The organism is Candidatus Roizmanbacteria bacterium (assembly GCA_016700135.1).
In the GTDB taxonomy this organism is placed as follows: domain Bacteria; phylum Patescibacteriota; class Microgenomatia; order UBA1406; family GWC2-37-13; genus UBA1450.
Genome location: CP065004.1, coordinates 645,133 through 669,439, shown reverse-complemented (window position 1 = coordinate 669,439; position 24,307 = coordinate 645,133). Strand labels below are relative to the sequence as shown.

The 24,307-nt window shown below is 42.1% G+C and carries 20 protein-coding genes and 1 pseudogene; 12 read left to right on the top strand and 9 right to left on the bottom strand.

The window, feature by feature from the left end; translation table 11 throughout:
- The first annotated feature begins 137 nt into the window (after positions 1–137).
- Both IPM65_03600 and IPM65_03595 read left to right on the top strand, forming a co-directional pair.
- Positions 138–1,145, top strand: coding sequence for a pantetheine-phosphate adenylyltransferase (locus IPM65_03600; GenBank protein QQS44656.1), 1,008 nt, complete (start codon positions 138–140; stop codon positions 1,143–1,145).
- Positions 1,146–1,311: 166 nt separating this feature from the next.
- A complete protein-coding gene (locus IPM65_03595; GenBank protein ID QQS44655.1) occupies positions 1,312–2,391 on the top strand; it encodes a tyrosine--tRNA ligase in 1,080 nt (359 codons plus the stop codon).
- On the opposite strand, the gene IPM65_03590 is transcribed toward IPM65_03595, so the two are convergent.
- The 3 genes from IPM65_03590 to IPM65_03580 are packed head-to-tail and all read right to left on the bottom strand — an operon-like array spanning position 2,345 to position 4,193.
- Positions 2,345–2,674 carry a hypothetical protein gene (locus IPM65_03590; GenBank protein ID QQS44654.1) on the bottom strand — a complete coding sequence of 110 codons (330 nt, stop codon included), beginning with the start codon at positions 2,672–2,674 and terminating at the stop codon, positions 2,345–2,347. The genes IPM65_03595 and IPM65_03590 overlap by 47 nt on opposite strands.
- Positions 2,675–2,682: 8 nt before the next feature.
- Complete coding sequence (locus IPM65_03585) at positions 2,683–3,114, bottom strand: hypothetical protein (protein QQS44653.1); 432 nt, start codon at positions 3,112–3,114, stop codon at positions 2,683–2,685.
- On the bottom strand, positions 3,111–4,193 hold the full coding sequence (locus IPM65_03580) for a transposase (protein QQS44652.1): 1,083 nt from the start codon (positions 4,191–4,193) through the stop codon (positions 3,111–3,113). Before IPM65_03580 ends, IPM65_03585 begins: the two co-directional genes overlap by 4 nt.
- Before the next feature lie 97 nt (positions 4,194–4,290).
- On the opposite strand from IPM65_03580, the gene IPM65_03575 reads away from it, so the two are divergent.
- Positions 4,291–6,141 (top strand): transketolase, encoded by a 1,851-nt coding sequence (locus tag IPM65_03575; protein ID QQS44651.1) that lies wholly within the window; start codon positions 4,291–4,293, stop codon positions 6,139–6,141.
- Here IPM65_03575 and IPM65_03570 read toward each other — a convergent pair.
- Positions 6,138–10,499: a tail fiber domain-containing protein gene (locus IPM65_03570; GenBank protein ID QQS44650.1), complete on the bottom strand. Its 4,362-nt coding sequence runs from the start codon at positions 10,497–10,499 to the stop codon at positions 6,138–6,140. The two genes, IPM65_03575 and IPM65_03570, sit on opposite strands and share 4 nt — an antisense overlap.
- A gap of 63 nt (positions 10,500–10,562) precedes the next feature.
- On the opposite strand from IPM65_03570, the gene IPM65_03565 reads away from it, so the two are divergent.
- The 8 genes from IPM65_03565 to IPM65_03530 all read left to right on the top strand — a co-directional run bounded on the left by IPM65_03565 (position 10,563) and on the right by IPM65_03530 (position 17,500).
- Positions 10,563–11,237, top strand: coding sequence for an IS1595 family transposase (locus IPM65_03565; protein QQS44649.1), 675 nt, complete (start codon positions 10,563–10,565; stop codon positions 11,235–11,237).
- 193 nt (positions 11,238–11,430) lie between these two features.
- Complete coding sequence (locus tag IPM65_03560; GenBank protein ID QQS44648.1) at positions 11,431–12,240, top strand: hypothetical protein; 810 nt, start codon at positions 11,431–11,433, stop codon at positions 12,238–12,240.
- A 27-nt stretch (positions 12,241–12,267) separates the two neighbouring features.
- Positions 12,268–12,975 carry a hypothetical protein gene (locus IPM65_03555; GenBank protein ID QQS44647.1) on the top strand — a complete coding sequence of 236 codons (708 nt, stop codon included), beginning with the start codon at positions 12,268–12,270 and terminating at the stop codon, positions 12,973–12,975.
- 2 nt (positions 12,976–12,977) lie between these two features.
- On the top strand, positions 12,978–13,454 hold the full coding sequence (locus IPM65_03550) for a hypothetical protein (GenBank protein ID QQS44646.1): 477 nt from the start codon (positions 12,978–12,980) through the stop codon (positions 13,452–13,454).
- Between the two features lies 1 nt (position 13,455).
- Positions 13,456–14,931 carry a hypothetical protein gene (locus IPM65_03545; GenBank protein ID QQS44645.1) on the top strand — a complete coding sequence of 492 codons (1,476 nt, stop codon included), beginning with the start codon at positions 13,456–13,458 and terminating at the stop codon, positions 14,929–14,931.
- Positions 14,910–15,767 carry a F0F1 ATP synthase subunit gamma gene (locus tag IPM65_03540; protein QQS44644.1) on the top strand — a complete coding sequence of 286 codons (858 nt, stop codon included), beginning with the start codon at positions 14,910–14,912 and terminating at the stop codon, positions 15,765–15,767. Before IPM65_03545 ends, IPM65_03540 begins: the two co-directional genes overlap by 22 nt.
- A 1-nt stretch (position 15,768) precedes the next feature.
- Positions 15,769–17,181: a F0F1 ATP synthase subunit beta gene (locus IPM65_03535; protein ID QQS44643.1), complete on the top strand. Its 1,413-nt coding sequence runs from the start codon at positions 15,769–15,771 to the stop codon at positions 17,179–17,181.
- Positions 17,147–17,500 carry a F0F1 ATP synthase subunit epsilon gene (locus IPM65_03530; protein QQS44642.1) on the top strand — a complete coding sequence of 118 codons (354 nt, stop codon included), beginning with the start codon at positions 17,147–17,149 and terminating at the stop codon, positions 17,498–17,500. Before IPM65_03535 ends, IPM65_03530 begins: the two co-directional genes overlap by 35 nt.
- A 234-nt stretch (positions 17,501–17,734) precedes the next feature.
- Here IPM65_03530 and IPM65_03525 read toward each other — a convergent pair whose 3' ends face one another.
- The 5 genes and pseudogenes from IPM65_03525 to IPM65_03505 all read right to left on the bottom strand — a co-directional run bounded on the left by IPM65_03525 (position 17,735) and on the right by IPM65_03505 (position 22,193).
- Entirely contained in the window at positions 17,735–18,220 is a 486-nt protein-coding gene (locus IPM65_03525; GenBank protein QQS44641.1) for a type II toxin-antitoxin system RnlA family toxin, read from the bottom strand.
- A 46-nt stretch (positions 18,221–18,266) separates the two neighbouring features.
- Positions 18,267–19,562 carry a Y-family DNA polymerase gene (locus IPM65_03520; GenBank protein ID QQS44640.1) on the bottom strand — a complete coding sequence of 432 codons (1,296 nt, stop codon included), beginning with the start codon at positions 19,560–19,562 and terminating at the stop codon, positions 18,267–18,269.
- Between the two features lie 38 nt (positions 19,563–19,600).
- Positions 19,601–20,803 carry an aminopeptidase gene (locus IPM65_03515; protein ID QQS44715.1) on the bottom strand — a complete coding sequence of 401 codons (1,203 nt, stop codon included), beginning with the start codon at positions 20,801–20,803 and terminating at the stop codon, positions 19,601–19,603.
- Between the two features lie 72 nt (positions 20,804–20,875).
- On the bottom strand, positions 20,876–21,304 hold the full coding sequence (gene umuD / locus IPM65_03510) for a translesion error-prone DNA polymerase V autoproteolytic subunit (protein ID QQS44639.1): 429 nt from the start codon (positions 21,302–21,304) through the stop codon (positions 20,876–20,878).
- A gap of 679 nt (positions 21,305–21,983) precedes the next feature.
- A pseudogene (locus IPM65_03505) lies at positions 21,984–22,193 on the bottom strand (hypothetical protein).
- A 631-nt stretch (positions 22,194–22,824) separates the two neighbouring features.
- Between IPM65_03505 and IPM65_03500 the strand changes: the two are divergent.
- Positions 22,825–24,303 (top strand): glycosyltransferase family 2 protein, encoded by a 1,479-nt coding sequence (locus tag IPM65_03500; protein QQS44638.1) that lies wholly within the window; start codon positions 22,825–22,827, stop codon positions 24,301–24,303.
- Positions 24,304–24,307 lie beyond the last annotated feature (4 nt).

Genomic DNA, 24,307 nt, shown 5'->3' with positions numbered 1-24,307 from the left:
ACTAATGATATTTATTCAAATTGCAGGTTTAAGTTTCTATATAAGTATAAAAGTTGATAAATTAATTTAGACTAAATACTGTATTCAGAGGAATTACTTCTCGACTAGAGACCCTAACTGATATAATTATTAATGATATGAGATATCACTATAGACATGTATGTTTGGGAGGAACATTTGACCATCTTCATGCCGGCCATAAACGTATACTGGACTTTGCTTTTCATACAGGGCTGAAAGTTTCAATTGGGATTTCAACTGATCAGTTTATTCAAAAAAAGATACTATCTCAATCTATTCAATCTTTTCACTTGAGAAAAGAATACTTAACCGACTATTTAATTCAAAATGGTTGGAAAGAAAGAGCTGTAATTTTCCCGCTAAACGATATATACGGAACTGCTGATACTGACAACACCCTTCAGGCAATAATTGTAACCAGAGAAACCTCTGAGAATGCACTAAAAATCAATAAAAGACGTAAAAAGAACAGCTTACTTCCTCTCGATATTGTATCTGTCCCGTTTTTAAAAGGAACGGACAATAAAATTGTCCGTGCTGAAAGAATTCGTAAGGGAGCAATAAACAGATTGGGGAACTCCTATCTGCAATTATTTACAAAAACACGGCAACTTAATCTTCCGCCGCGCTTAAGAGAACTTTTAAGGAAACCTTTAGGGACAATTATTGAAGGTGAAGAAAGGTTTGCTTCTTTTACAGCCGAAAAAGCTGTACGAGCCATACAAAAGCATCATCCCGTTGTGACCATACTTGTTGGTGATATTGTTTCAGACTCTCTTCTTGCTGCAGGCTTCAAACCTCAACTTATCATTCGGGATAACCGTTCACGAAGGAAAGATTTACCGATAATACAAAGGTCAAAGAACGCTATAACCAATCCCCCCGGCACAATAAAACAGACAACTGTTAAAGCAATACATCAGGCAATTTCCGATATAGAAGATAGCGGAATGAAGACAATAATAATAAAGGGTGAAGAAGATCTCCTAGCTCTCCCCGCCATTCTTCTCTCTCCATTGAACTCAGTAGTTGTTTACGGGCAAGCTGATATGGGAATAATCCTTATTGCCGTTACCGAAGAAAAGAAAGAACAAATTGCAGGAATAATCAAGCAATTTGAATAACCCTCAACCATCAGCTCACCTTCCGTGTGTAAATTTCAAAATGGATACGGGTAGGGGGTACCTGTATTTAGGTGTATGAAATGAACGTCATTTCATAATTGATGTCTACACAAAAGCCTATACAAGATACTGGCTACTCTTTAGCTTATGCTGTATACTATTTCACATGACGACCGATGAACGTATCCGGCTTATCAGTGAAGTCGGAGAAGAAATTATCACAAAAGAAGATCTTGCATCTCTTCTGGGATCAGAAGAAGAGTTAATTGCTTATGATGGATTCGAGCCATCAGGACAAATTCACATCGCTCAGGGAATTCTCCGTACAATCAATGTAAATAAGATGACAAAGGCAGGAGTAAAGTTTAAGATGTTGGTCGCAGATTGGCACGCGTATGCAAATAATAAAATGGGAGGAGATCTTGAACGAATTCAAACTGTCGGAAAATATTTTATTGAAGTATGGAAAGCATGCGGGATGGATCTTTCTCATGTTGAGTTTGTATGGGCATCAGACCTGGTAAAAGAACCCGATTACTGGAAGCTCGTACTTCAAATATCAAAAACTAATTCCCTCAAAAGATTTATCCGAACGGCAGAAATAATGGGTCGTGATGAATCTATGGATCTTACTGCTGCTCAGATCATATATCCCTGTATGCAAACTGCAGATATTTTTAAACTTGGGGCAAAAATCACCCAATTAGGCATGGATCAAAGAAAAGTGAATATGTTAGCCCGTGAAATTGGACCTCAGCTGGGTTTTTGGAAACCTGTTGTTGTAAGTCATCACATGCTGATGGGACTTGCTCAGCCGCCTGAGGCTTCCGGAGAGGATAAAACTTCACGCACCATTGCAATAAAAATGTCAAAATCTCATCCCGATTCAGCGGTTTATATGACAGATACAGCAGAAGATATCAAAAGAAAAATACTGAAAGCATGGGCACCTGAAGGCATTGTTGATGAAAACCCAATTCTGGAATACTGTAAATATATCTTATTTGAATCTTTTGGTGAACTGAAAATCGAACGTCCGGAAAAATTTGGCGGCACAGTAACCTACACATCATATAAAGATCTTGAACAGGATTACGCCAATAAAAGCCTCCATCCGCTTGATCTTAAAAATACCGTCATTAAACTTCTTGACGAATTGCTCGCTCCCGTAAGGAAGCATTTTGAAGAAAATGCAGAAGCTAAGGAGCTTCTACAGAAAGTGCAGAGCTATCAGGTGACACGATAACCTGACTATCTTCCGCCGGACAATCAACATGAAGCAATACTTCCTCCGTGAGAGGCGAATAAGCATCCGGATGGTTAACAATGAATTCTCTGTTGTCCAGAAAATACTTCTGATTGACAGGATCAAGCTGATCAAAACATGCCGGTTTCGGATAAGCTGCATCCGGGTCTACTGTCGGATGTGTCCACTTATAGGCTGCCAGTGTTGCTAACAGTAAGGCTATACCAGCTACATGCGTAATGACCCTGTTTCTATCAACTGAGTTTACTCTTAAAATTTCCATATTTACTTTTATGGTACATTTTTGTAGTCATTTAAGGTGACTGTCTCCCCTGCCATTATGTTGTTTACACTTCTATCCTGCATATAAAAAGATTCATATCCGTCATGGATTGAGAGGTTTGGACACGTATCTTGCGCACGGTCAATAACGTCTCCAAAAACATCACCTGCTTCTACTTGTACTTGAGCTGTACAGTCTACATCCCAGGCATACCCCTGACTCTCAGGAACCGAGGTTACAGCCGGAGCTGGAGTTGGACTTGTGCCATCTGGCCCACCTCCGCATGCCGTTAAAACTGCTAGACCAAAAAGTCCTGCAGCACTTCTGAGGAATGTTCTTCTATCGATTTTTTTATCAGTATTTGCTGGAAATAGTTCAGACATAATGATTATTTCAATAATAATGGATCTTATTATACCATATATTATAGGATATTTCATCTCTTTGTATGAGTTCCATACATATGGCACTCTTTAGGTAAAATAGATAATAGGTAATCCATAGGTGAAATATTGTTCAGGCTTTTGTGAACTCGCTTTGTATTGTACCAGACGAGGTATTCAATAAGGTGACGATTGAATGATCCGATACCGGTCCACTTGGTATAGATGTAGGGGTTCATAAATTCTTCCTGGAGTGTTCTGTTTGCTCGCTCAATAAAGGCATTGATCTTGGGACATCTGGGGTAGATAAAGAGGTGTGGGATATTGTTTTCTTCCAGATAGTCATGGAAGTTTCCCAGATACTCGAGGCCGTTATCTGTTTGTATGGTTTTTATACCATCTTGTATTGGGTATACTAGTTCCAGTCTTCTCATAAAATCAGCACCGTTTCGGCTGTTGAGTTTTGAGTATCCGTAGGAGAACTGGAATTTGAGTTTGATGTCCACTGCATTGAAGACATACAGCTTGATTCCGTGTACAAACTTCGTGATGGTATCAATCTCAATGTATCCGGTATCTTCCACCTTGGGAGACCGCTTGACCTTCTGTCGGTACTTTACTTTCCGTTTTGCAAAGCCACTTGCTGGATTGTGATAGATCCGGTAGGTCTTGCGCTGCAGGTTGTGTCTTTTGATCACTTTTCCAATGGTTGACTCAGATATAGTTGAAATTCCTTCCTGTAGGCAATACTCATCAAGTAAGGGCTTGATCTTCTCCTTTCCCAAACAAAAGTATTGTTCTCGAATCTCTTTGATAAAGGATATGACCTTCGGGTGAGTCTCCATACGTCGGGGTGTCTTTGGCTTGGTTGTCTCTGGTATCAGGCTATCCAACTGCCCTTCTGAATCTCGCCGTCTCTTCCTCCATCGAAACAATGTCCTTCGTGATATCCCATATGCATCAACTGCAGCTTGTATCCCGTACTTCTCTGCAAATGTCAGAACATCGTTTCTGATTTGTGCTACATCTGACTGATTGTAGTCTGATAGAGATCGTATCTTTTTCATAAGATCTCTATTGTACTGCCAGTCATAACTCCTAATTACTCGAAGCTGATCTCCTCCCCATTTACTCATAGATGTTAGTTCCCTATGAGTGCCATATCTTTCGTAACTTATTCACTCTTACGTTTTTTTGTTTTCTCTTATAGCGCCTATGCTATACTAAGCACATATGTCACAGAACAATCTCCCAGAACTAACCAAACTTATCCGCTCAAATATTATTACTTCTACAACTAAAGCAGGTTCCGGTCATCCTACTACATCCTTATCTGCCGTTGAAATTATGACGGTATTATGGTTTGGTGGGTATTTGCATTACGACTTCGATGATCCGAAATATATTTTTAACGATCGTATGATTTTTTCTAAGGGCCATGCTTCACCGCTCCTTTATAGCCTTTATCAGGCTGCAGGAAAAATTACGACGGAGGAACTTCTTTCACTCCGCAAGTTCACATCCCGCCTTGAAGGCCATCCCACGACCGAATTGCCCTGGGTGGATGTCGCTACCGGTTCACTAGGTCAAGGCTTATCCGTGGGACTGGGTATGGCTTTAGGAATAAAATACCAGATGAAGGCTCAAAAACTGAAACCTAAAAGGGAGCCGCACGTTTGGGTGCTAATGGGAGATTCCGAATTTGCTGAAGGGCAAATATATGAAGCCCTACAGCTTGCTTCGTATTACAAACTCAATAACCTTGTCGGTCTCCTTGATATCAACCGGTTGGGCCAGCGCGGTGCAACTATGCTCGAATGGGACCTGGAGACATATCAGAAACGCCTGGAATCGTTCGGATGGAATACTATCGTAATTGAAGACGGGAACAATCTTAAAGCTGTAACAGAAGCTTTTACCCATCTTAATACTGCCAAAGCTCCGATGATGATCCTAGCAAAAACAAAAAAAGGAGCCGGAGTCTCATCAGTTGAAGATAAGGACGGTTGGCACGGGAAAGCGCTTACACCGGAGATGAAAGATGAAGCACTTAAGGAAATCGGAAACTTTGAACATACTCTAACTGGAACAGTTGAAATACCTGAAAAAATTTCTGTGAAAAATTTGGCTAAAGATACTATTTCCATGCCTGAAAATCCCCCTGCTGCTCAAATGGCCACTCGTGAAGGATATGGTGAGGCAATGAAATACATTGCAGAAGATGAAAGTGTGGTAATCCTTGATGCGGAGACTTCCAACTCTACATACGCTGAAAAAATGAAGGAAGTCGCCCCGGACCGGTTTTTTGAGATGTATATTGCTGAACAAAACATGGTATCTGTGGCTCTCGGTATGTCAAAAATCGGGCTAAAGCCATTTGCATCCAGCTTTGCCGCATTCCTTTCACGAGCTTATGATCAGATCAGAATGGCTCAATACTCCGATCCGAATATTAAGATCGTGGGCTCACACGCGGGTGTTTCAATCGGTGAAGACGGATCATCCCAGATGGCTCTCGAAGACATTGCAATGATGCGGGCATTGTTGCAGAGCACAGTTCTTTATCCTTCCGATCCTGTTTCTACGATCAAGCTTGTTGATGAAATGAGGAAACATGAAGGGCTTTCATACCTCAGACTCACCCGTGCAAAGACTGATACTCTTTATAAACCAACCGATTCCTTCCCGATCGGAGGCTCAAAAGTACTACGTGAATCAGATAAAGATACAGCCGTCATAATTGCTGCCGGCATTACAGTTCATGAGGCACTTAAAGCTCAACAGGAACTGGAAAACAGAGGCATTTTTACGGCTGTCGTTGATGCATATAGCGTAAAGCCGCTGGATATTGATACGATCCGTTCATTCGCTGAAAAAACGGGGCATACTGTTGTTGTCGAAGACCATTACCCGAATGGCGGCCTCGGGGAAGCAGTACGTGTTGCAATTGATGGTATTGATGTCAAGTTTAGTCATCTTTGTGTTAAGAAAACACCCCGATCAGGCACACCGTCAGAGCTTCTTCGACTAGAAGAAATTGATACGGAAGCTATCATAAGCGCCATAACGAATAACGGAGATTAGTTCACAATCCACCAGGAGAATTGGCTTGCTTTGTCAACGATTTTATCCGTTTTGAGGATAAAGGACTCCCCTTTCTTACGGCTTTCTACCCAGTACCTTGTAGCGGGAGTATAATCCGATGTAAAGGTCACATAGATTAAAGATCCTTCCGTGACACTCTCTGTCTGTATTTCAATAATGTCCGTACCCGCAGGAATGATCGCCTCTCCTGCAGAAGCATTGAGTTGATCGTCCGTATTTACTACGAACTTCTGTGCACTTACTTCCCCTGCTATATGCACGTCTCCTTCTTTGGTAACACGCACCAGTCCCCCCATAAATTCTACGTCTGCCATTTTTTCTGATTGAAGTCTGAGAGGTTCACCGATCGTATTAATGCTGGCTTCAACACCATCCACTGTGACCAGGCCCGCTACAAGATCTCCTACCACACCTACATCATAGAGATTTGTTTTCCCCGTGACGGTAAGATCAGAAACGACGGTATCAATTCCTGACAGATTCGCTGAAATTGATGCCGTCAGGAAGTCAGTTTTAAGTCCGGTTACTTCATCGGCAAGACGCTGAAGTTCTTCTGAAAGAGAAGCTATATATGGAGCGTTCTCAACTTTATCAAATCCGTTTGTATCAACCTGTTCTTGAATATTTTCCATCTCTGTTTTCAGACTCTCAACGCTTCCTCTGATATCGGCAATTTCAGATGTCAGTTCATAATTAACCTTATGCTGCAAAGCCAGGAATTCTTCATTGCCTTCTTCATTTATATCGATATTTTCAAAGTCAGTCGTGGGAAGCTGATTGTCCTCAGTCAACGGCATTTCAACGGTACCTTCGGTATCCAGAGTCATTTGAGCCTGTTTTAGTGCATTGATCGACTTCTGCTGATCTTTCACAACCTCAAGCAGATACATAGCCATACGATCATACTTGATACCGTCAGGCTGACCGGCGGTATCATATACAACCAGGTCCTTCAACCCTGCTGCATCTACCTCTTCGGCAATGTATCCGATCGTGTGCATTCCTGTATCTTTGAAGTCATATGAAACCGGTTTTAGATCCAGTATTTTGCTGAAGTCTGTGTTCAGCGGCTGGATGTTGACCTTGTACTTGCGGGAAGAAGTATCTTTCCAGACGTTTCCGCTTGAGTCAATCACGAGAGGTGATCCTGTCCCGGTCCCCAAACTATCGATACTTAGCTTCGATCCCGGCGCAGTTGTACCTATACCTACTCTCCCATCTGCAGTTAATCTCATTTTCTCAGTAAGTGTCTGTGAAGTGGATCCGCTAGACCCTGCATTTGAAGTACTAAAAGCAATGTATCCTCCTGCTGCATTCCCCGTTCCTTTTCCTCCTGCAAGTATCAAGTTGGCCCCATCAATATCAGATCCCGAACCGCCTGTTGCATTTATGGTGATATCTGACGGAGTTGATGAGAATACCCCTTCACCAAAGAAAGCATTATTGATTGGGGCAGCTTCGTCACCAACTACCCATTGATTGGATGAGTACGCCCAGGCATTCGTTCCCAGAACAATAGAATTAGACATCCCATCACTTATGCCACTATTCGCTCCAATAAATACGTTGTTGTCACCACCGTCAAAATCGACTCCAGCATCCATTCCTAAAGCCGTATTTTGATCATCTCCCGTCCCCAAAGAGTACAACGCTGAGTCACCGATTGCAGTGTTCCAATAGTTTTGTGAGCTATTCCCATGTCCGGCAGCATTACCGATAAACGTGTTATATTCCCCGGTGTTGTCCCAACCTGCATAAGCTCCGATAAACGTATTTGAGTATCCATCTGTGAGATTGTATCCCGCCTGATACCCAATAAGGGTCGTATATTGAGGATTTGTTAAGGAGGCTCCCGCACCATGACCTAAAGCTAATGAGCTTGTATTATAGACATCAAGTATCTTTGCATTCTCCAATTTGTAAAATGTAGATGAATCTATCTCTCCGTTAACATCCAGTTCGTCTCCCGGAGCAGTAGTTCCGATGCCAACATTTCCAACAGAATCAATATATACACGGGTAGCACCATCAGTTTCTAATGCCAGGCCAAAGGTATCGTTGGTCCCGAGTACTGCATCAGCTGTAAAGCTATTACCGTCCTGTTTGAAGTAAGTCCCGTCAAAAATCGTACTTGCCGCAAGCCACCTCGTCCCCGTCTCAGTACTGGTCAAAATATTTCCCGTTGCTCCCTGCACATTGAAACTATCCCAAAAAGCTCCGGTTACCCGAAGATCTCCGCTAAAACGTCCCGTTCCTACTACATCGAGTGCATACTGTGGATTTGTTCTCCCGACCCCGAGATAATCATTAATGGTAACTTGGTCTGTTGAGAAGTCTCCGTAGATGAGGGCATCATTCATCGTAGCATTACTGTTTTCTATATAGAGCTTATTGTTATTGCTATCAAAATATCCTGCACGATAGCCGATCATTACATTTCCTGTCTTACTATGAACCGTGTTACCATATCCAGCCTGGTATCCTAAAATGACGTTGTTGGAACCACTCTGGTTATTGTAATTTGCACCTGCACCAACGACGACATTTCCTCCTCCCGAGGTCGTCTGGAATGAGGCATCAGTACCCAAAAGAGTATTATTAATCGCCGAATTAAGGGTAGCTCCTGCCGCGCGTCCGACCAATGTATTGTTTCCTCCTGTTGTAATCGCATATCCGGCGAGTTGGCCCAAGACCGTATTATGATAACCGGTACTATTAAATTTACCGACATCCATACCGACAAATAAATTATTACGTCCGTCAGACCCCGTGCTATATGTCAAAGAGCCACCTCCGTCTCCAATTACCAATGATCCGGTAAAAACCGACTGGTTTGGCAAATAGATCATTTGCGTATTATTGATACCGATTTTCCCGGCCACATCCAAATTATGAACGGGCGTGGACATTCCTACTCCTACTTTCCCTGTACTGTCAACAATAAAGGGTGAAGTATCCCCTGCCTGATCATCGACTCTAAATGATGCGCCACCGCTTGTATTTATGAGTGACATTGGTGTCGTCACACTGCTTGTAATACTCAACACATCATCAGCATTGACCGGTGAAAGTACTCCGCTGGTACGCGCCCAATAGTTTATTCCCAACGATGCCGGTGATATCCAGTCAAATGTTTCAGTAGTACTGTTGTAGATCAGCGAGTATCCGTTCTGTGCGGGCGTTCCGCCGGAATTAATATCCACGGGAAGGATCGTTCCGTCAGTAATCTCTGTTGTCTCAATTGACTGACCCAGGAGTGAAACGTTCGAAGACAATGCACCGTCATCCACCGACCCTAAAGCAGAGATGGTAAGTGCATCTGAGATATAGGCATCTTCAATCTCAGACCCTTGCCACGTGCCGCTTGTGATTGTCCCCACCGTTGTAATAGACACCTGCCCCGGATAAGTACTCGATATTCTCAATCCACTCCCTGATTTTGAAAGTGAATTTCCGTCAAGTTCAAGACGGAATTGATTTCCCACTAGCTCAATACCTTCACCGTCGGCAGTATAGGTGACTCCTCCGGCCGTCAAATCAACCCATCCCAAGCTCGTATAGATATAGAGGTTCTCATCAGATGAATCAAAGTAGGTGCTTCCGATCGCTGCTGTAGGCGTAGACATACCAACAAACAGCATATCGTTCACGGTTGTGGTGCCGGCAACCTCCAGGGACGTAAGAGTTCCTACTCCTGTTATATCGCTATACTCACCCACAACAATTGCAGAAGGTATCGTCCCTGTGTAGGAAAGTTCATCCAGTGCCAGTGTTCCCGAACTGAGCGTCCCGGTATTATCGGCATCAAAGATAAATGCCTCAATATCGGATTCCGTCAGTTTTTGAATGTCAGGGGCAGGTATGTCTGCGCTCAGGGTGATCGTATTCCCGGATGTGCTGATTCGGATATTATCACTCTGAAGCTCAATAGCTCCATTTACTCCCTCAAGTGAAATGACTCCCGTATTGGTAATTGTCGGAGATTGAGGATCTCCTGAAAGCTCAATTCCGTCACCCGCATCAAGGCTGTAGAGGATATTGGGTGCCGTGATATCTTCCAGAAATACCACGGGAGCTGAAAATAAAGCCGGTAAATTGATTTCAAGGGTGGCATCTGTCAATAAATCAGGTTCTGACAAAAACGTTGGATTCGGAAGATTCCTGGTCTCGATAACTCTCTCTGTAGCAGTCAACCCCTCCCGGGTCATTGGCAGCAGCTGTGAGATGAAGATAATCGGCGATTCCGCACGGGAGTAGTACGTGAAGGCAAAGAGGGATAACACAGTAAACACTGCAATAACTATGATTGCGATGATAAATTTCCGGAATTTTTTCATACCCTCTACAAATTCAGTATTACATAAGGCTCTAGACTAGCAGAGTAGTGCTAAACTAGAGGTATGGTTTGTAACAATAGGCCGATATCAAAATACAAGAGAAAAAAGATACTATGGTGTTTTGCACACGATCTGAGTGCTACACAGACCTCTGGTATTTTGGGTCTCAACCGCAATACAGTCAACAAATATTACAATAATATTCGTCAACTCATATATCATCACCAAGTGCACCAGATGCAACGATATGTTGGTGGTGAGATAGAAATTGATGAATCATACTTTGGACCTCGAAGGATGAGAGGCAAGTCAAGTAAAAGAGGTCGTGGGACGTCATTTAAGCAGGTAGTATTTGGGATATATGAGCGTCAAGGACGTGTATTTACTCGTATCATTCCAAACTGTAAAAGAAGAACGCTACATGCTGTTATGAAGGGAAAGATTGACTTGAACAGTACTGTATATTCAGATTCGTGGAGCGGATACAACGGACTTGTTGATGTCGGGTATGACAAACATTTGAGAATCAATCACAAGAAAAATGAGTTCTCAAATACAAAAGGGGTCCATATCAATGGCATAGAGTCATTCTGGTCCTTTTGTAAAAGACGTCTCGTTAAGTTCAATGGTGTAAAGAAAAACTTTCCATTACACTTGAAAGAGTGTGAATGGAGATGGAGCAAATCCCCATCGATCCTTTACAATGAACTATTACAAATTGTTAATGTGCTAGTCTAGAGCCTACATAATTTTGTAGACGTTGCAATATATATACATTAAGAAGAAAATTATTATGAACTATTTAATTGAACATATATAGCTAATTATCTTTTTATGAAGATAATTTATATATCGTTCTTTTTAAAATTTGCGTGTCGTATTTTGCAAGAAGACCTATACTTCTTTTCGGATTTATGCTAGAATGAAATTTATGGATCAAAATGGGCTTTTTTTAAAAATAATACGTCCGTATATGTTTTTAATAGGCATTCTTCTAGCTCTTTTTTATGTATTTCATCCTGACGTAATAATTGTAAATGCACAAAATACGTCTTTCGGATTCAGCACACGGGTGCCTATCGATGGAGATTCAGTACTTGACGGGTATATTATTGCAACAACCGATGAGGGGTACGTCGTAACAACTGAAGCATATCAGAAGAATATTATCGGTGTGGTGACAGAAAATCCTGCAATCGAGTTGAATACGGGAGAAGCCGAAGGAACCTATCCCCTTGCAACAAGCGGTGAAGCATCTGTCTGGGTATCATTGGCAAACGGTCCCATCAAGAAAGGAGACTACATAACATCGTCTCCCTGGGAGGGAGTCGGGATGAAGGCGACGGGTGCAGGCCCAGTGCTCGGTACTGCTGCTGAAGACGTAGATGTGCAGGAGGCTGCTGATAATGAACAGGTAATCAGTAAAATCCGTGTGGTAGTCCGACCTACAAACGATAATAATCCTTCTGCTGCAGGCACTCAATCAGGAGGATCATCCAATACCGCAAATTTCTTTACAACCGCATCTCTCATTAGGTTTGCCACCGGTGCGGTTCTTATTCTTATAACGATTTTTATGAGTCTGAGTTATTTTGGACGACTGTCCCTATCGGGAGTTGAAGCATTGGGAAGAAACCCTCTCGCCTTTAAGAAAATTCAATTCGGTATCACATTGAACGTAATTATCGGTTTTATTGTGGCTTTAGTTGGAATTATTGCAGCTTTGTATATAATGAAATAAGACCCATTTATTAGTTGTTGTCTTAGTATGAATATTACTGTTGATTCACTGTTACCCGTTCTATTTTGGCTTCCTGTTGTGAGCCTTATTCTTAACTTTGTTTTAGCGATATTTCTTATAGTCGTAATTCAAAAAGGGAAACTGAAACCGAAAGAGCAACAGGAAATTGAAGATCAAATGGTGCAAATCATTAAACAGGCAGAACTAAGATCAACAGAAATTATTGAAAAAGCAACGAAGAAAGCAAAAGACATCGTTTCTGATGCATCTGCAACAAAACAATTAGTGGAATCAAAACTCAATAAACTGGTTGAAGACACCACATACACCGCACAGAATCAACTTGACATTCAAAAAGGAGCAATTGTTGAGAAATTCAAAGAGACATACGGTCAGCTGGTCGAGCAATACCAGGGAGAGACTCAGACATTGTTCGCCAACCTGCAGCACGAAGCACGTGAACACCAAACTGCATTCCGGGACGGTCTTCATAAAGAAATAATTGCAATCCTTCAACAAATGAAGGACAACGCCGAAAAACAGATTGAGGATGTAAGCCGCGAAATCAATGACTACAGGAACAGAATGTTCGAAAAGATAGATGAACATGCTGAGTCAGTCATCAAGCAGTACATTTCTGATTACTTTAGTACCGGAATGACAAAAGAGAATCAGGAGAATATTCTATTCAAAGCCTTGGATAAATTCAAGAAAAATCATTCACGTTCGTCTTAATTATGAGTGACCAGAAATCATATGAAGGTCTATTTGACCTCATTTATACATCTGAGCAATGTAACGCTTGTATCAATGCACTGCAGCATGCGCTTGATGCAAGTTATGATAAAAATAAGGATATTATGTCGGTTCTTGATACCTACCTCCCCTACAACATTACCAATGCGATACTGGAGCTAGCTGAAGAGAATAACATAAAGCTTCGAGACGGAGAAAGCAGTAATCCTTTTTTAACAGATATTATAAATATGCTGAAGAAAGCCCCAAAGGTCGATATCACCCTTGCTTTTCACCCGACCTATGAACAGTTGAAAGGCATCCTTAAATGGTGGCGGAGTGAAATTGAGCCGCATATTATCCTAAATCTGCAGATTGATCCCTCACTCGTGGCAGGTGCCGTTATAGGCTATAACGGAGAGATCACTAATCTGAGTTTGCAGGAAGGTCTTAATACATTTCTAAAAAAACCGAACTAATATGGATCTTTATCAGGAGTATTTGAAAAAAACAGGCGTATACGGAAAAGTAAAAGAAATGCGTCATCCTCTGGTCACAATAGAAGGATTGCCGGAAGTACGTCCGAACGAAACCATTATTTTCGAACAAGGACAAAAAGGTCAGATTCTAGATATCGATGAGCAACAGGTACATGCACTTCTTTTTTCAAACTCACCGCTGCCCATTCATACGAAAGTTACCCGTACATCAGAACCGATCAGTATTCCGCTTGGCCCCAAACTACTCGGTTCTATGATTAATCCTCTCGGTATCCCTCTCGGCCTGAATGAAAATACATTTGAAGAACAGGAACGCAGACCTCTTTTTACGCCTGCCCCCGGAATTGACGGCCGAAACAAAATTGATCAGCCATTTCTCACGGGAGTTTTGAAAGTAGATCTTCTTTTACCTCTTGGCAAAGGCCAGCGAGAACTCATTCTGGGAGACGTGAAAACCGGAAAAACTTCTTTGGTTCTCTCCATTTTGGAAACACAAGTAAAACAACCAAATACCATTACGGTGTATGCAGCTATCGGAAAAAGAAACAGTGAAATCAATCAGCTTTCGACTTACCTAAAAACGAATAATATTTTACAGAACTCCGTCGTGGTGGCATCATCGGCATCAGACAGTCCGAGTATTATTTATCTGACCCCTTATGCAGCCATGACTATCGCAGAATACTATAAGGACCTGGGAAATGATGTAGTACTGATTCTTGATGATCTCTCGACACATGCCCAGAGTTATCGTGAAATTTCACTCCTGAGCCGTAGATTTCCCGGACGTGAATCTTATCCGGGTGACATCTTTTTTGCTCATGCCAGTTTGCTAGAAAGAGCCGGCAATTTCAAACATACTAAGAAAAAATCTGTGGCAATCACCTGTTTACCAATTGCCTCAACAGTCGAAGGAGATATCACCGGTTATATCTCAACCAATCTTATGGGTATGACTGACGGACATATCCTCTTTGACGTTGATATCTACAATAAAGGACAACGCCCGGCAATTAATATTCCTTTGTCTGTGACCCGTGTGGGACGCCAGACTCAGAGTGATTTTTTGCGATCGATAAATGTAGAAATCCTGTCAACGTTATCACAATACACAAAACTTCAGAATATTGCTCATCTTGGAAGTGAGCTTTCCGATGAATCAAAAAGGACACTGGAGAAAGGGAAGGCTTTAAATGTCATCCTTCAGCAGGAAAAGAGAATTATCCCCCGGGATATTCAAATTATTTTGTTCGGGCTTGTTTGGCTCGGTGTTGCTGACTTCTCATCAGAAACGGAATATGTAAATCTTCTTGCCGGTTTGCTGGACCTTTACTCGAAAGAAGGTAACAGAAAAAAAATTGAATCACTTACAGATGCACAATCCATCTCGAAATTTCTCATTACATTAAAAGATTCACCGGAGATTATGGCTCTATGCAAAGTAAAACTGACGTAGTCCAGGAACAAAATTTTCTCAATACACTCGGAACGATCGCCACTGCGTATCAGGAGATCTCTGTTATGAAGATGAAAGAAACGCGAAGCACGATCGAACAAGCGCGAGGTTTTGTGGCTCAGTTGAAAGAGGTTTTTGACTCCCTGCGTTTTTCATACCACATTCTCAAAAAACGTGAAGATCAACTGAAAACCAAAGACACGGCAAAGGTTCTTATCACGGCAAATTCTCGTTTTCACGGCGATATTTTACGCAGAATTTTTAATACCTTCCTCAAGGACAGTGATATAAAAGGTGATATATTTGTAGTAGGGAGAATCGGAAAAGATTTTATTCAGGAATATAACAGCGACCTGGAGTATCAATTTTTTGAAATTCCGGACAATAACATCAGAGTCAATGATCTCAAGCCGCTTCTCTATGAATTGATTCAGTACAAAACAATACACGTGTACTATGCTCAGTTCAAAACGGTTATTGAACAGGATATCATCGCGACCGAAATTCCGAGTATCTATAAACTTTTGGAAGATGAGGAGCAGGAAGAACAGAACACAAAAGAAAAAGGCACGGTGCCGATGTATTTGTTTGAGCCGTCCGGTGAGGAGATCGCTGAATTCCTGAATGACAACGTAACCGTTTCACTGATGAGACAGACTCTTTACGAAACTCAGCTTGCCCGATATGCTTCTCGTATTAAAGCAATGGACGCGCTGCTTAGTAATATTGAAGACGAAATGAAATTTCTGAAGAGAGAAAAATTGAAAATCCAACGGGATCTCAACAATAAAAAGCAGCAAGAGAGATTATCAGGTATTTATTTATGGGGAAAATAATATGAAACAAAAAGGAACAATTCTCAGTATTAGAGGACAAATAGTAGAAGTAGCATTTTTGGATGAACCACCCCAAAGGCATGATCTGTACGTAATGGAAGATGATGAAAATGCCGTCATTGAGGTTTACACTTCTGCGTCAGAGTCATCGGTGTACTGTCTCGCACTTATGCCGACGGAACATCTGTATAAAGGAGCAACGGTCATAAACACAAAACAGACACTTGCAATCCCTATCGGAACTCAGGTTCTCGGACGGGCAATGAATGTTTTCGGTGAACCTATTGACGGCAAGGAAGCTTTCAACTTTGAGAAAAATGCATCGATTTTTGCAAAAGAAACAGACGTGAGTGATGTTGCAGTCCCGAAGGAGATTCTGGAAACCGGAATCAAAATCGTTGACTTTTTTACTCCTCTGTTGCGGGGTGGTAAAATCGGATTGTTCGGCGGTGCCGGTGTAGGAAAGACTGTACTACTGACAGAGATTATTCATAATATCGGTTCGCGTGAAAAAGACTCACACGTTTCCGTATTTTCAGGTATCGGAGAGCGCAGCCGTGAAGGCCAGGAACTTCTTGAGTCATTGGAACAAACCGGGGTACTTCCGTCAGTCACACTCGTTTACGGAGAAATGAGCCGGAATCCTGCGATCAGATTCAGAACCGGATTTGCAGGTGCCGCGCTTGCTGAATATTTTAGAGATGATGAGAAAAAGAATGTCCTCTTTTTTGTAGACAACATGTATCGTTTCGCACAGGCAGGATATGAACTGGGTACGCTTATGAGCCAAATCCCGTCAGAAGGCGGATATCCGCCGACACTTGCTTCTGATATGGCAGACATGCACGAACGCCTCTACTCTACCTCGGAAAATGTCGTGACTACTTTTGAGACGGTATATGTACCGGCAGACGACATCACCGACCCCGGAGTACAGGCAGTACTTCCCTACCTTGATGCGCGTGTGGTACTGTCACGCTGGATTTATCAGGAAGGGCGCTTCCCTGCAATTGATACTCTTTCATCAAATTCAAGTGCATTGAACCCTGAGCTGATCGGTGAAAAACATTACCGTACGTATCTGGCCACACAGAGACTTCTTAAAGACGCAGTCAACCTTGAAAGAATCGACTCACTTATCGGTGAGTCCGAGCTTTCACAGGAAAACCAGACCATTTATAAACGTGCTCAAATTATCAAAAATTACATGACACAACGATTCGTAACTGCATCGGGCAAGAAAGATGAGACCAGCACATATGTTCCTCTTGCCGATACTATCAGCGACGTCGAGTCAATTCTCGCCGGCCGCTATGATCATGTGCCACCTGATGCGTTCAGGAATATTCAGACCTTAAAAGATATCGCTCATCTCCAAAATGGCAACGACACAACCAAAGAAAAACAATCTTGACGTAACTATCATCTCACCTGAAGAGGTACTCTTCGAAGGCAAAGCACAATCGGTCAGCTGTCATAACCCAAAGGGATCTTTTGATGTTCTTTATGAGCATACAAACTTTATGTCAATGATTGATAAACAGATTACGATCATTGATCCGAATGGGAATACCCGTGAATTCCCGATTGAGCAGGCACTTATACAGGTAAAAAATAATGAAGTTACCATCCTGGTAAATATTCAGATTTCCAAAAAAGACTCCTTCTTTACCAATCTTTTCAAACAGAAGGAAAAAAACCTTACAAAGTCTTCTTTTCAGGAAGAAAAATAACTATTTCTGTTCATAATCTTTTCTCTCTTCTGTCGCACCACAAAGCTATTATCTCTTTCCCTGTTCTAACGTAGAATTTCTCTGTTCTTTTTTTTTACACAAAATAGTAATTTCGGAGAGTTTTTTATGTTGAAAAATTCAGAACGTGACGAAAAGCTATTAATTCAAGTGGTAGAAGTTTGAGGCTCTGTAATAATATAATACTTAAAAATCTCTCCTTTCAGATTACTGTTCTTATGTCTGCCTGTTTTTTCGTAGTTTTTCGTACGCCTCCATCATGACCCGGATAAAATCCTCATTTAATTCATGAGCTTCATGCAATTCTATGCGTCTCAGGTTGTGAGGATAGTAATGAAAAACCTGATTTCTGCCTTTATTCCACATATCCCAAATCGCTTTGGCCATGTCTTCGGTCGAATGCTCTCGAATTTGAGCATAAATCGACCGCTCCTGAAGCCGGTGAATCAGGTGTGGGGAGAGATATTTACCGAGTCGAAAATGATCGGAAATATAATCTAAATGAGAGATATATTCGACGTCAAGAAAAAGTTGTTTCAAATATCCTTCATATGCTTTCGCATATGGGAAAACCAGAAAAGAATAATCTTTAAATCGTCTGTTTTCTAAAGCCCGGGCAAGAAAATTGCCTTCTTTAATGAGATCTTTCTGTGTTTCCGATAGATAACTCCAAACGGCATGACGAAGCATGATTTCAAACATATATCCGAAGTATAGCGGGAATTCAGGGAGTATTTCAATCGGAAACTCAGCTTACCCGAGGTAATTCCTTCCATTTAGTAGTATAACGCGGTGAAACTTTTTTACGCCTCTGATGCCATTTTTTATTTACCCCTTCCCTTGCGAAATGAAGCGTACCGCTTCCTAATTCAGTATTCAATTCATCGACCACCCGCATCAGCTGTTTCTTTTTCATCGGGCCTGTCTCACAATCCCAGGGAAGAGTATTGGAAAAGAAACCCTGCTGAACAGCGTTTTCATCATACAATCCGAAGAGAAAAACCGTCGCTTTTTTATACCTGTAGCCTTCTTTAAATATACTGTCAAGGATACTGACAGCGGCCGATATCAAATCAGGAGTATGTGAAGTTGGTTGCAGTAAACGTATGGAGCGCGATTCATAGTATTGCTTATCATGTTTGTTATGATAATTGGTTGTGATAGCTACCCCGAGATGGGTGGCGACCTCTTTTTCTTCCCTCAGTTTTTCGGCAGCTCTGGTCGTGAAATTTGCGACTGCTTCATTTACTTCCTGACGTGAAGTTACAGGCCGTCCAAAAGATTTCGAACTGATGATCGATTTTTTTGCAGGATACACCTCTTCAAAGGCAATGGATTCAATCCCGCGAAGTTCACGCACCGTTTTCAATCCTGAAATGGTAAGGTATTTCTTGACCCATTTGTCTTCACATTCGGCAAGTTGATCGGCAGTAAAGATACCGTGACTATTAAGAAAGATACTTAGCTTTCTGCCGATCCCCCAGATATCTCCTACCGGAATTCCCCTCAATTCATGATGATCTTTGCTTGGTTCAATGGCATACACTCCATCCTTATTTATACCCGTACGGCTGTTGTGCTTTGCAGTTTCGTTTGCTACTTTTGCCAGTGTTTTTGTCGGAGCAATCCCGATGGAGACCGGTACTCCGACATTTTGGAGTATTTTTTTTCGTAATATGCGAGCCGATTTCAGCGCCTGATCTGTAGACATACCGTCATAGGTGATAAAAGCTTCATCAATAGAATAAATTTCCATCTGTTGTGCTCCTGTTGCAATCGTTTTCATCACCCGCTGTGAAATATCTCCATAGAGAGAAAAGTTAGCAGAGAAAACACACACATTGTGTTTCTTAAAAATGTCCTCGTACTTAAACGCTGGTGCACCCATGGGAATTCCCAGCTTTTTTGCTTCATCCGAACGGGAAATGGCACAACCGTCATTATTGGATAGGACAACAACTGGTTGACCTTCAAGATCCGGACGGAATACCCGTTCGCAGGATACGAAGAAATTATTGCAATCGATAACAGCATAGAGACTCATAACCGTATCTTAATTAAAACTCTCAACAGGCTCAGGCCTCACAAGGTAAACATACCGTCACGATATATAATTTTCTTTTCTCCGGACGGTAACCGTGCAGTAACAGTACGATCAGTGGTGGAAATGATATCGGTATGGACGGCACTGTCATTGAAACCCATTTCTTCCCACTGTTCCTCAGTAAGTGTACTGGGGTCTCCGACATAACTGTCTTTGTATCCCATGCCCAATGCCAGATGAGTATTTCCGTAAGGACCTCCCATATTTTCATCAAAAAGCGTTTCTGCCATGAAGTGAGAGATTCTGCTGAGACGTTTATCAGTCAGACTGTATTCTCCGATTTTATTCGCACCTTCGACCGCAATCATATCAGTCAGCAACTTTTCATTAGTATCAGCCTTTGCTGAAACGACCAACCCGTCTTTAAATTCAAGCTCTATACCGGTGATCAAATTGCCGTATCGATAGAGAGGCTGGTTAAATGAAATGCGTCCGTTTGTCCCCCGCCAATCAGGAGTAATAAAAGCCTCAAATGACGGGATATTTCTGCCGCTGCCTCCGAGCCATTTACGGTTTTTTCCCAGCTTTACCTGCAAATCGATATCCTGCCCTTCAATATGAAGTGATTCTATTTCCATAGCATTGAGCCAATTCTGCGTTTGCTCAATGCTGGCAAAAACCTCTTTCCACTGTGCAATCGGATCAGGCATATCCAGGAAACAGGCCTGTATAATTTCTTTCCAATATTCTTCTACCGAAAGCTTTGCCTCATTCGCCATAGCCTGAGTCCCGTAAAGAGCAAGCGTCCATGTCAGTTTCCCTGCATTTTCTTTCTCGTGTCGGGCATCCATATAAAACTTAACTGATTTATTTGCTGCCATAATCTTTTGGCTGTCGATCCCTTTTAACTCAAATTTATCATCTGTTGAGATAAGACTGACAAAGTGAGTCACTGTTTTTACCCGTTCCAGAAGATACTCCTTCGGCTGCCAGAGAATCTGATCTTCCGAAGCTTGTTCAAAGTATGATCGTGAAACCCCTTCCGGAATATAATGAATCATGGGATATGCTCCCGTTTCAAGAACGGCAGTTTGTAAGGGAATGAGCATCGGTTTGGCACTCTCAGGAACCTGAAGCATCACAACATCTCCTTTTTGGACTCCTTTACCATCCCGTAACGCAAACTTAATTAATACGTCCGCATATTTTTTAAGTATCTCATCTGAAGGTTTATACATAATTCTGTTATAAAGTTATAAATTCCGAACGTTTAAAAGTTTCTAAAAAATGCTGAATATTCCTCCCCGAAACGGTCAAGAGGGTTTATGAATAACAGCAGTCACCACTCCCCAAACAGAAAAATCAGCTTCTTCAGTCACAACAATCGGTTCGTACCGTTCATTCTCAGGAGAAAGAATTATAGTGTCTCCCCTTTTTTTCAGACGCTTCACCGTCAGCTCTCCGTCAAGCGCAGCAATAATGATCATACCCTGACGGGCTTCCAGACTCCGGTCCACAATCAGTATGTCATTGTCATAAATACCCGCCCCTGTCATTGAATCACCGCTCACCCTTACAAAAAATGTTGCGGCCGGATGTTTCACAAGATATTCATTCAGATCAAGTTTTGTATCAACAAAGTCGTCTGCAGGTGAAGGAAACCCGGCCTGAATACCGGTCGTGAAATACGGCAATTGAACAGATAAACTCTGATCCGGAGTATAGATGTGTCTGATGTGCATACCAGGAATATCAGTGTAACATAAAAGAGTGAGAATATTACCGCCACTCTGCACACGTCAGAGTGCCGTTCCAGAACATTCCTACATCGGGCGGAATGGTTTGAATATTACCTGCGTAGTTTCCTTTTTTACATGTATATCCGTCATAAGTCGCTGAGCGGATAAATAGATTTTTGTCTAGAGTACCGTCAAAATAATCATCTTCAAAAATTACCTCAACATGCATACGTGACAACGGCAGATGACTTGGTAACGTGAATGTATACGTACGGAATTCCCCTGCATTGGGAACCCGATTTACGGGACCGGTCACAAGAAATTCCTGTGTATATCTGAATTCCGTCAAGTTATCTGAAACGCGGATTTTCATATGAGGACACGATGTGAGTCCTGTGGACGCAGGAGGCTGAGGGCTCGTGCATTGTGCGCCTGCCACGATATCTATTCTTGAAGGAGGAGGTGTAGGAGTAAAAGTGGGTGTGGGAGTGGCAATAATATTACACGGCACCGGATACACAGTATCAAAAAAGAATACCCTGTCAGGATAGGTTACGCAAGTATAACCGGGTTGCGGACAGGCAAATCCGGGAGAGCAGCCGGCACCAGTACAATTACCGCAATATGCGAAATAGGTAGATGAACCCTTTGTGCAGTGTTGTACGCCCATACACATTTGTGTTGTCGGTGTGGGAGTGAGAGTCGGAGTTGGTGTGCGGGTCGGAGTCGGCGTCCTTGTGGGACTCGGAGTGAATGTCGGGGTGGGAGGCCGGGGTGTGGGAGTGTTTGTCGGGGTCGGTGTATTTGAGGGAGTAGGCGTATTGGTCGGTGTAGGTGTATTCGTCGGAGTGGGCGTGGGTGTGGGAGTATTTGTGGGTGTAGGTGTCGGGGTACCTTCGAGAAATTGAGGTACCCGCAGTACAGTGTACCCCAACGTATTGACGACAAAGACTGAACTCAGCGTAAATGTCAATCCGACGGCTGCACCATACAACAGTCTTTTCCCCTTTTGACACTGACTCGGGTCATTCTGACATGTCATCATAAGGTAAGCAGCATATACTATTGTCACAAAAGAAAGAGTTCCTACCGTGGGATAAATGAGATTATTCAGAAAAAAATTGAGAACTCCTCCTCCCGCTGAAGGATCGGTAAAAGATGCCACTCCGGTATCTATGCATCCCAGTTGAGAAAAATATTTCCCTCTTGCTGGTTGCGGCGGCTTGTTGAAGTTGTCGGAAGAACGTTCAGTTTCGATCAGAAGAGTTTTATTGTCTGAGGCTTGCGGATGAGTTGCGGCAATCGTAGGATATAAGCATTCGATACATGAGTTCCAGTTCTCCGGTACTTCTCTTCCCTGACAGTACCCACATGAATCACACTCAGCATACCGATCATCGGACAACACCTTCGTCGGTATTAATAAGACAACTACGATAAGAAAAAAACTAATCAACCCCCTCATATTGTAAGTATAGCCGAAAAGCATTCCTAAATCGTCCGCAGACAGGTATAATATAGTCATGACAAATCGCATTGTCACATCAAAACAATTCAGACGTCTCGGAGAGATGATTGTTCCCTTTTTCTCGTGGATGATTATTCTGCTGCCGATTTGGCTTTCACCCTTTCACCCGGCTATTGTGGCCTATTTTATTATTGCTTTTGATTTATATTTTTTAGTCAAATCCCTCACGACCGCCTATTATGCATCTCTCTCCTATGCTCTTATCAATTCCTTTCAGGACTTTGCTTTTGACAAAACTCTCCAGACGCTGCCGGAAACCAAAGAAATTCAGCATTTTGTCATTATCCCCAATTACAAAGAACCTCTCTATAAAATAAATGAAACTATTAAAGCTTTAAGTAAAAGTGACTATCCGTATAAAAATATCCATTTGGTTCTCGCCTTCGAAAAAAGAGAAAAGGAAGCCGCTGAGAAATCTCAGAAAATTACGTACCAATGGCAGGAAACTTTCGAAGATATCATCTCCGTTTACCACGTACTCACGGAAAATGAAGTTCCCGGAAAAGCCAGTAATCAGACATTTGCAGCCCGTGAAGTTGAGAAATATTGTGTGCAAAAGGGATATGATCTGAAAAAAACAATAATAACGATCTGCGATGCGGACAGCTTGCTCCCGAAAAATTATTTATCTTACATGACGTACGAATTTCTGCAGGATCCGGGGCGGGACTATCATTTCTATTGGGCTCCCGTGCTTCTTTATAACAATTTTTGGCAGCTTCCGTTTTTTGTCCGCATGCAGGCAACATTATCCTCCATTCTCCGTCTTGCATTTTTATCTCAAAAGAAAAACCTCATTCACATTTCAACTTACTCAACCAATTTATGGATGTTGAAACAAGTGGGATACTGGGATGTCGACATTATCCCCGAAGACTGGCATATTTATTACCAGGCTTTCTTTAAGTTCGGTAAAAAAGTCGAAACAAAACCGATATACACCATCATCAACGGTGATGCCGTATACTCCGGCAATACCATGAAAACTTTTCTCAGCAGATATGAGCAGGAAAAACGATGGGCATGGGGCGTTACTGACATTTCATATTTCTGGAACAATATGTTCACTGCAGATCATATTAAATGGTCCGTAAAAGCAAAAAAATTCTTTTACCTTTTTGAAACACACCTTCTTTGGCCGACATCTTTTTTTATTCTGACAATCAGCGGTTGGATTCCTCCGATAGTGAATCCTACATTTAACCGGACGGTTCTGGGATTTATTTTGCCGCAACTGACCGGATTTATCCTTACACTTGCGACTGCCATGCTGATTCTCTATATTTACCTTGACTTCAAACTTCGTCACAAACTCAATCAGAAAACTAAACTCAGACATCTTCCGCTGTTTTTCGTACAGTGGTATCTTTTACCGATCGTATCATTTATTCTTTCATCACTTCCTGCTCTGGACGCACACACACGATTACTATTTGGAAAGAAGATAAAATATAAAGTAACCGAAAAGGTTTAATCAT

Excerpts from the sequence above, each read along its gene's own strand:
- IPM65_03520 (QQS44640.1), bottom strand. The coding sequence starts at position 19,562 with ATGAGTCTCTATGCTGTTATCGATTGCAATAATTTCTTCGTATCCTGC.
- IPM65_03595 (QQS44655.1), top strand. The coding sequence starts at position 1,312 with ATGACGACCGATGAACGTATCCGGCTTATCAGTGAAGTCGGAGAAGAA.
- IPM65_03530 (QQS44642.1), top strand. The coding sequence starts at position 17,147 with ATGGCAACGACACAACCAAAGAAAAACAATCTTGACGTAACTATCATC.
- IPM65_03590 (QQS44654.1), bottom strand. The coding sequence starts at position 2,674 with ATGGAAATTTTAAGAGTAAACTCAGTTGATAGAAACAGGGTCATTACG.
- IPM65_03570 (QQS44650.1), bottom strand. The coding sequence starts at position 10,499 with ATGAAAAAATTCCGGAAATTTATCATCGCAATCATAGTTATTGCAGTG.
- IPM65_03500 (QQS44638.1), top strand. The coding sequence starts at position 22,825 with ATGACAAATCGCATTGTCACATCAAAACAATTCAGACGTCTCGGAGAG.
- umuD (QQS44639.1), bottom strand. The coding sequence starts at position 21,304 with ATGCACATCAGACACATCTATACTCCGGATCAGAGTTTATCTGTTCAA.
- IPM65_03525 (QQS44641.1), bottom strand. The coding sequence starts at position 18,220 with ATGTTTGAAATCATGCTTCGTCATGCCGTTTGGAGTTATCTATCGGAA.
- IPM65_03575 (QQS44651.1), top strand. The coding sequence starts at position 4,291 with ATGTCACAGAACAATCTCCCAGAACTAACCAAACTTATCCGCTCAAAT.
- IPM65_03580 (QQS44652.1), bottom strand. The coding sequence starts at position 4,193 with ATGAGTAAATGGGGAGGAGATCAGCTTCGAGTAATTAGGAGTTATGAC.
- IPM65_03535 (QQS44643.1), top strand. The coding sequence starts at position 15,769 with ATGAAACAAAAAGGAACAATTCTCAGTATTAGAGGACAAATAGTAGAA.
- IPM65_03555 (QQS44647.1), top strand. The coding sequence starts at position 12,268 with ATGAATATTACTGTTGATTCACTGTTACCCGTTCTATTTTGGCTTCCT.
- IPM65_03545 (QQS44645.1), top strand. The coding sequence starts at position 13,456 with ATGGATCTTTATCAGGAGTATTTGAAAAAAACAGGCGTATACGGAAAA.
- IPM65_03560 (QQS44648.1), top strand. The coding sequence starts at position 11,431 with ATGGATCAAAATGGGCTTTTTTTAAAAATAATACGTCCGTATATGTTT.
- IPM65_03565 (QQS44649.1), top strand. The coding sequence starts at position 10,563 with ATGGTTTGTAACAATAGGCCGATATCAAAATACAAGAGAAAAAAGATA.
- IPM65_03550 (QQS44646.1), top strand. The coding sequence starts at position 12,978 with ATGAGTGACCAGAAATCATATGAAGGTCTATTTGACCTCATTTATACA.
- IPM65_03600 (QQS44656.1), top strand. The coding sequence starts at position 138 with ATGAGATATCACTATAGACATGTATGTTTGGGAGGAACATTTGACCAT.
- IPM65_03585 (QQS44653.1), bottom strand. The coding sequence starts at position 3,114 with ATGAAATATCCTATAATATATGGTATAATAAGATCCATTATTATTGAA.
- IPM65_03540 (QQS44644.1), top strand. The coding sequence starts at position 14,910 with ATGCAAAGTAAAACTGACGTAGTCCAGGAACAAAATTTTCTCAATACA.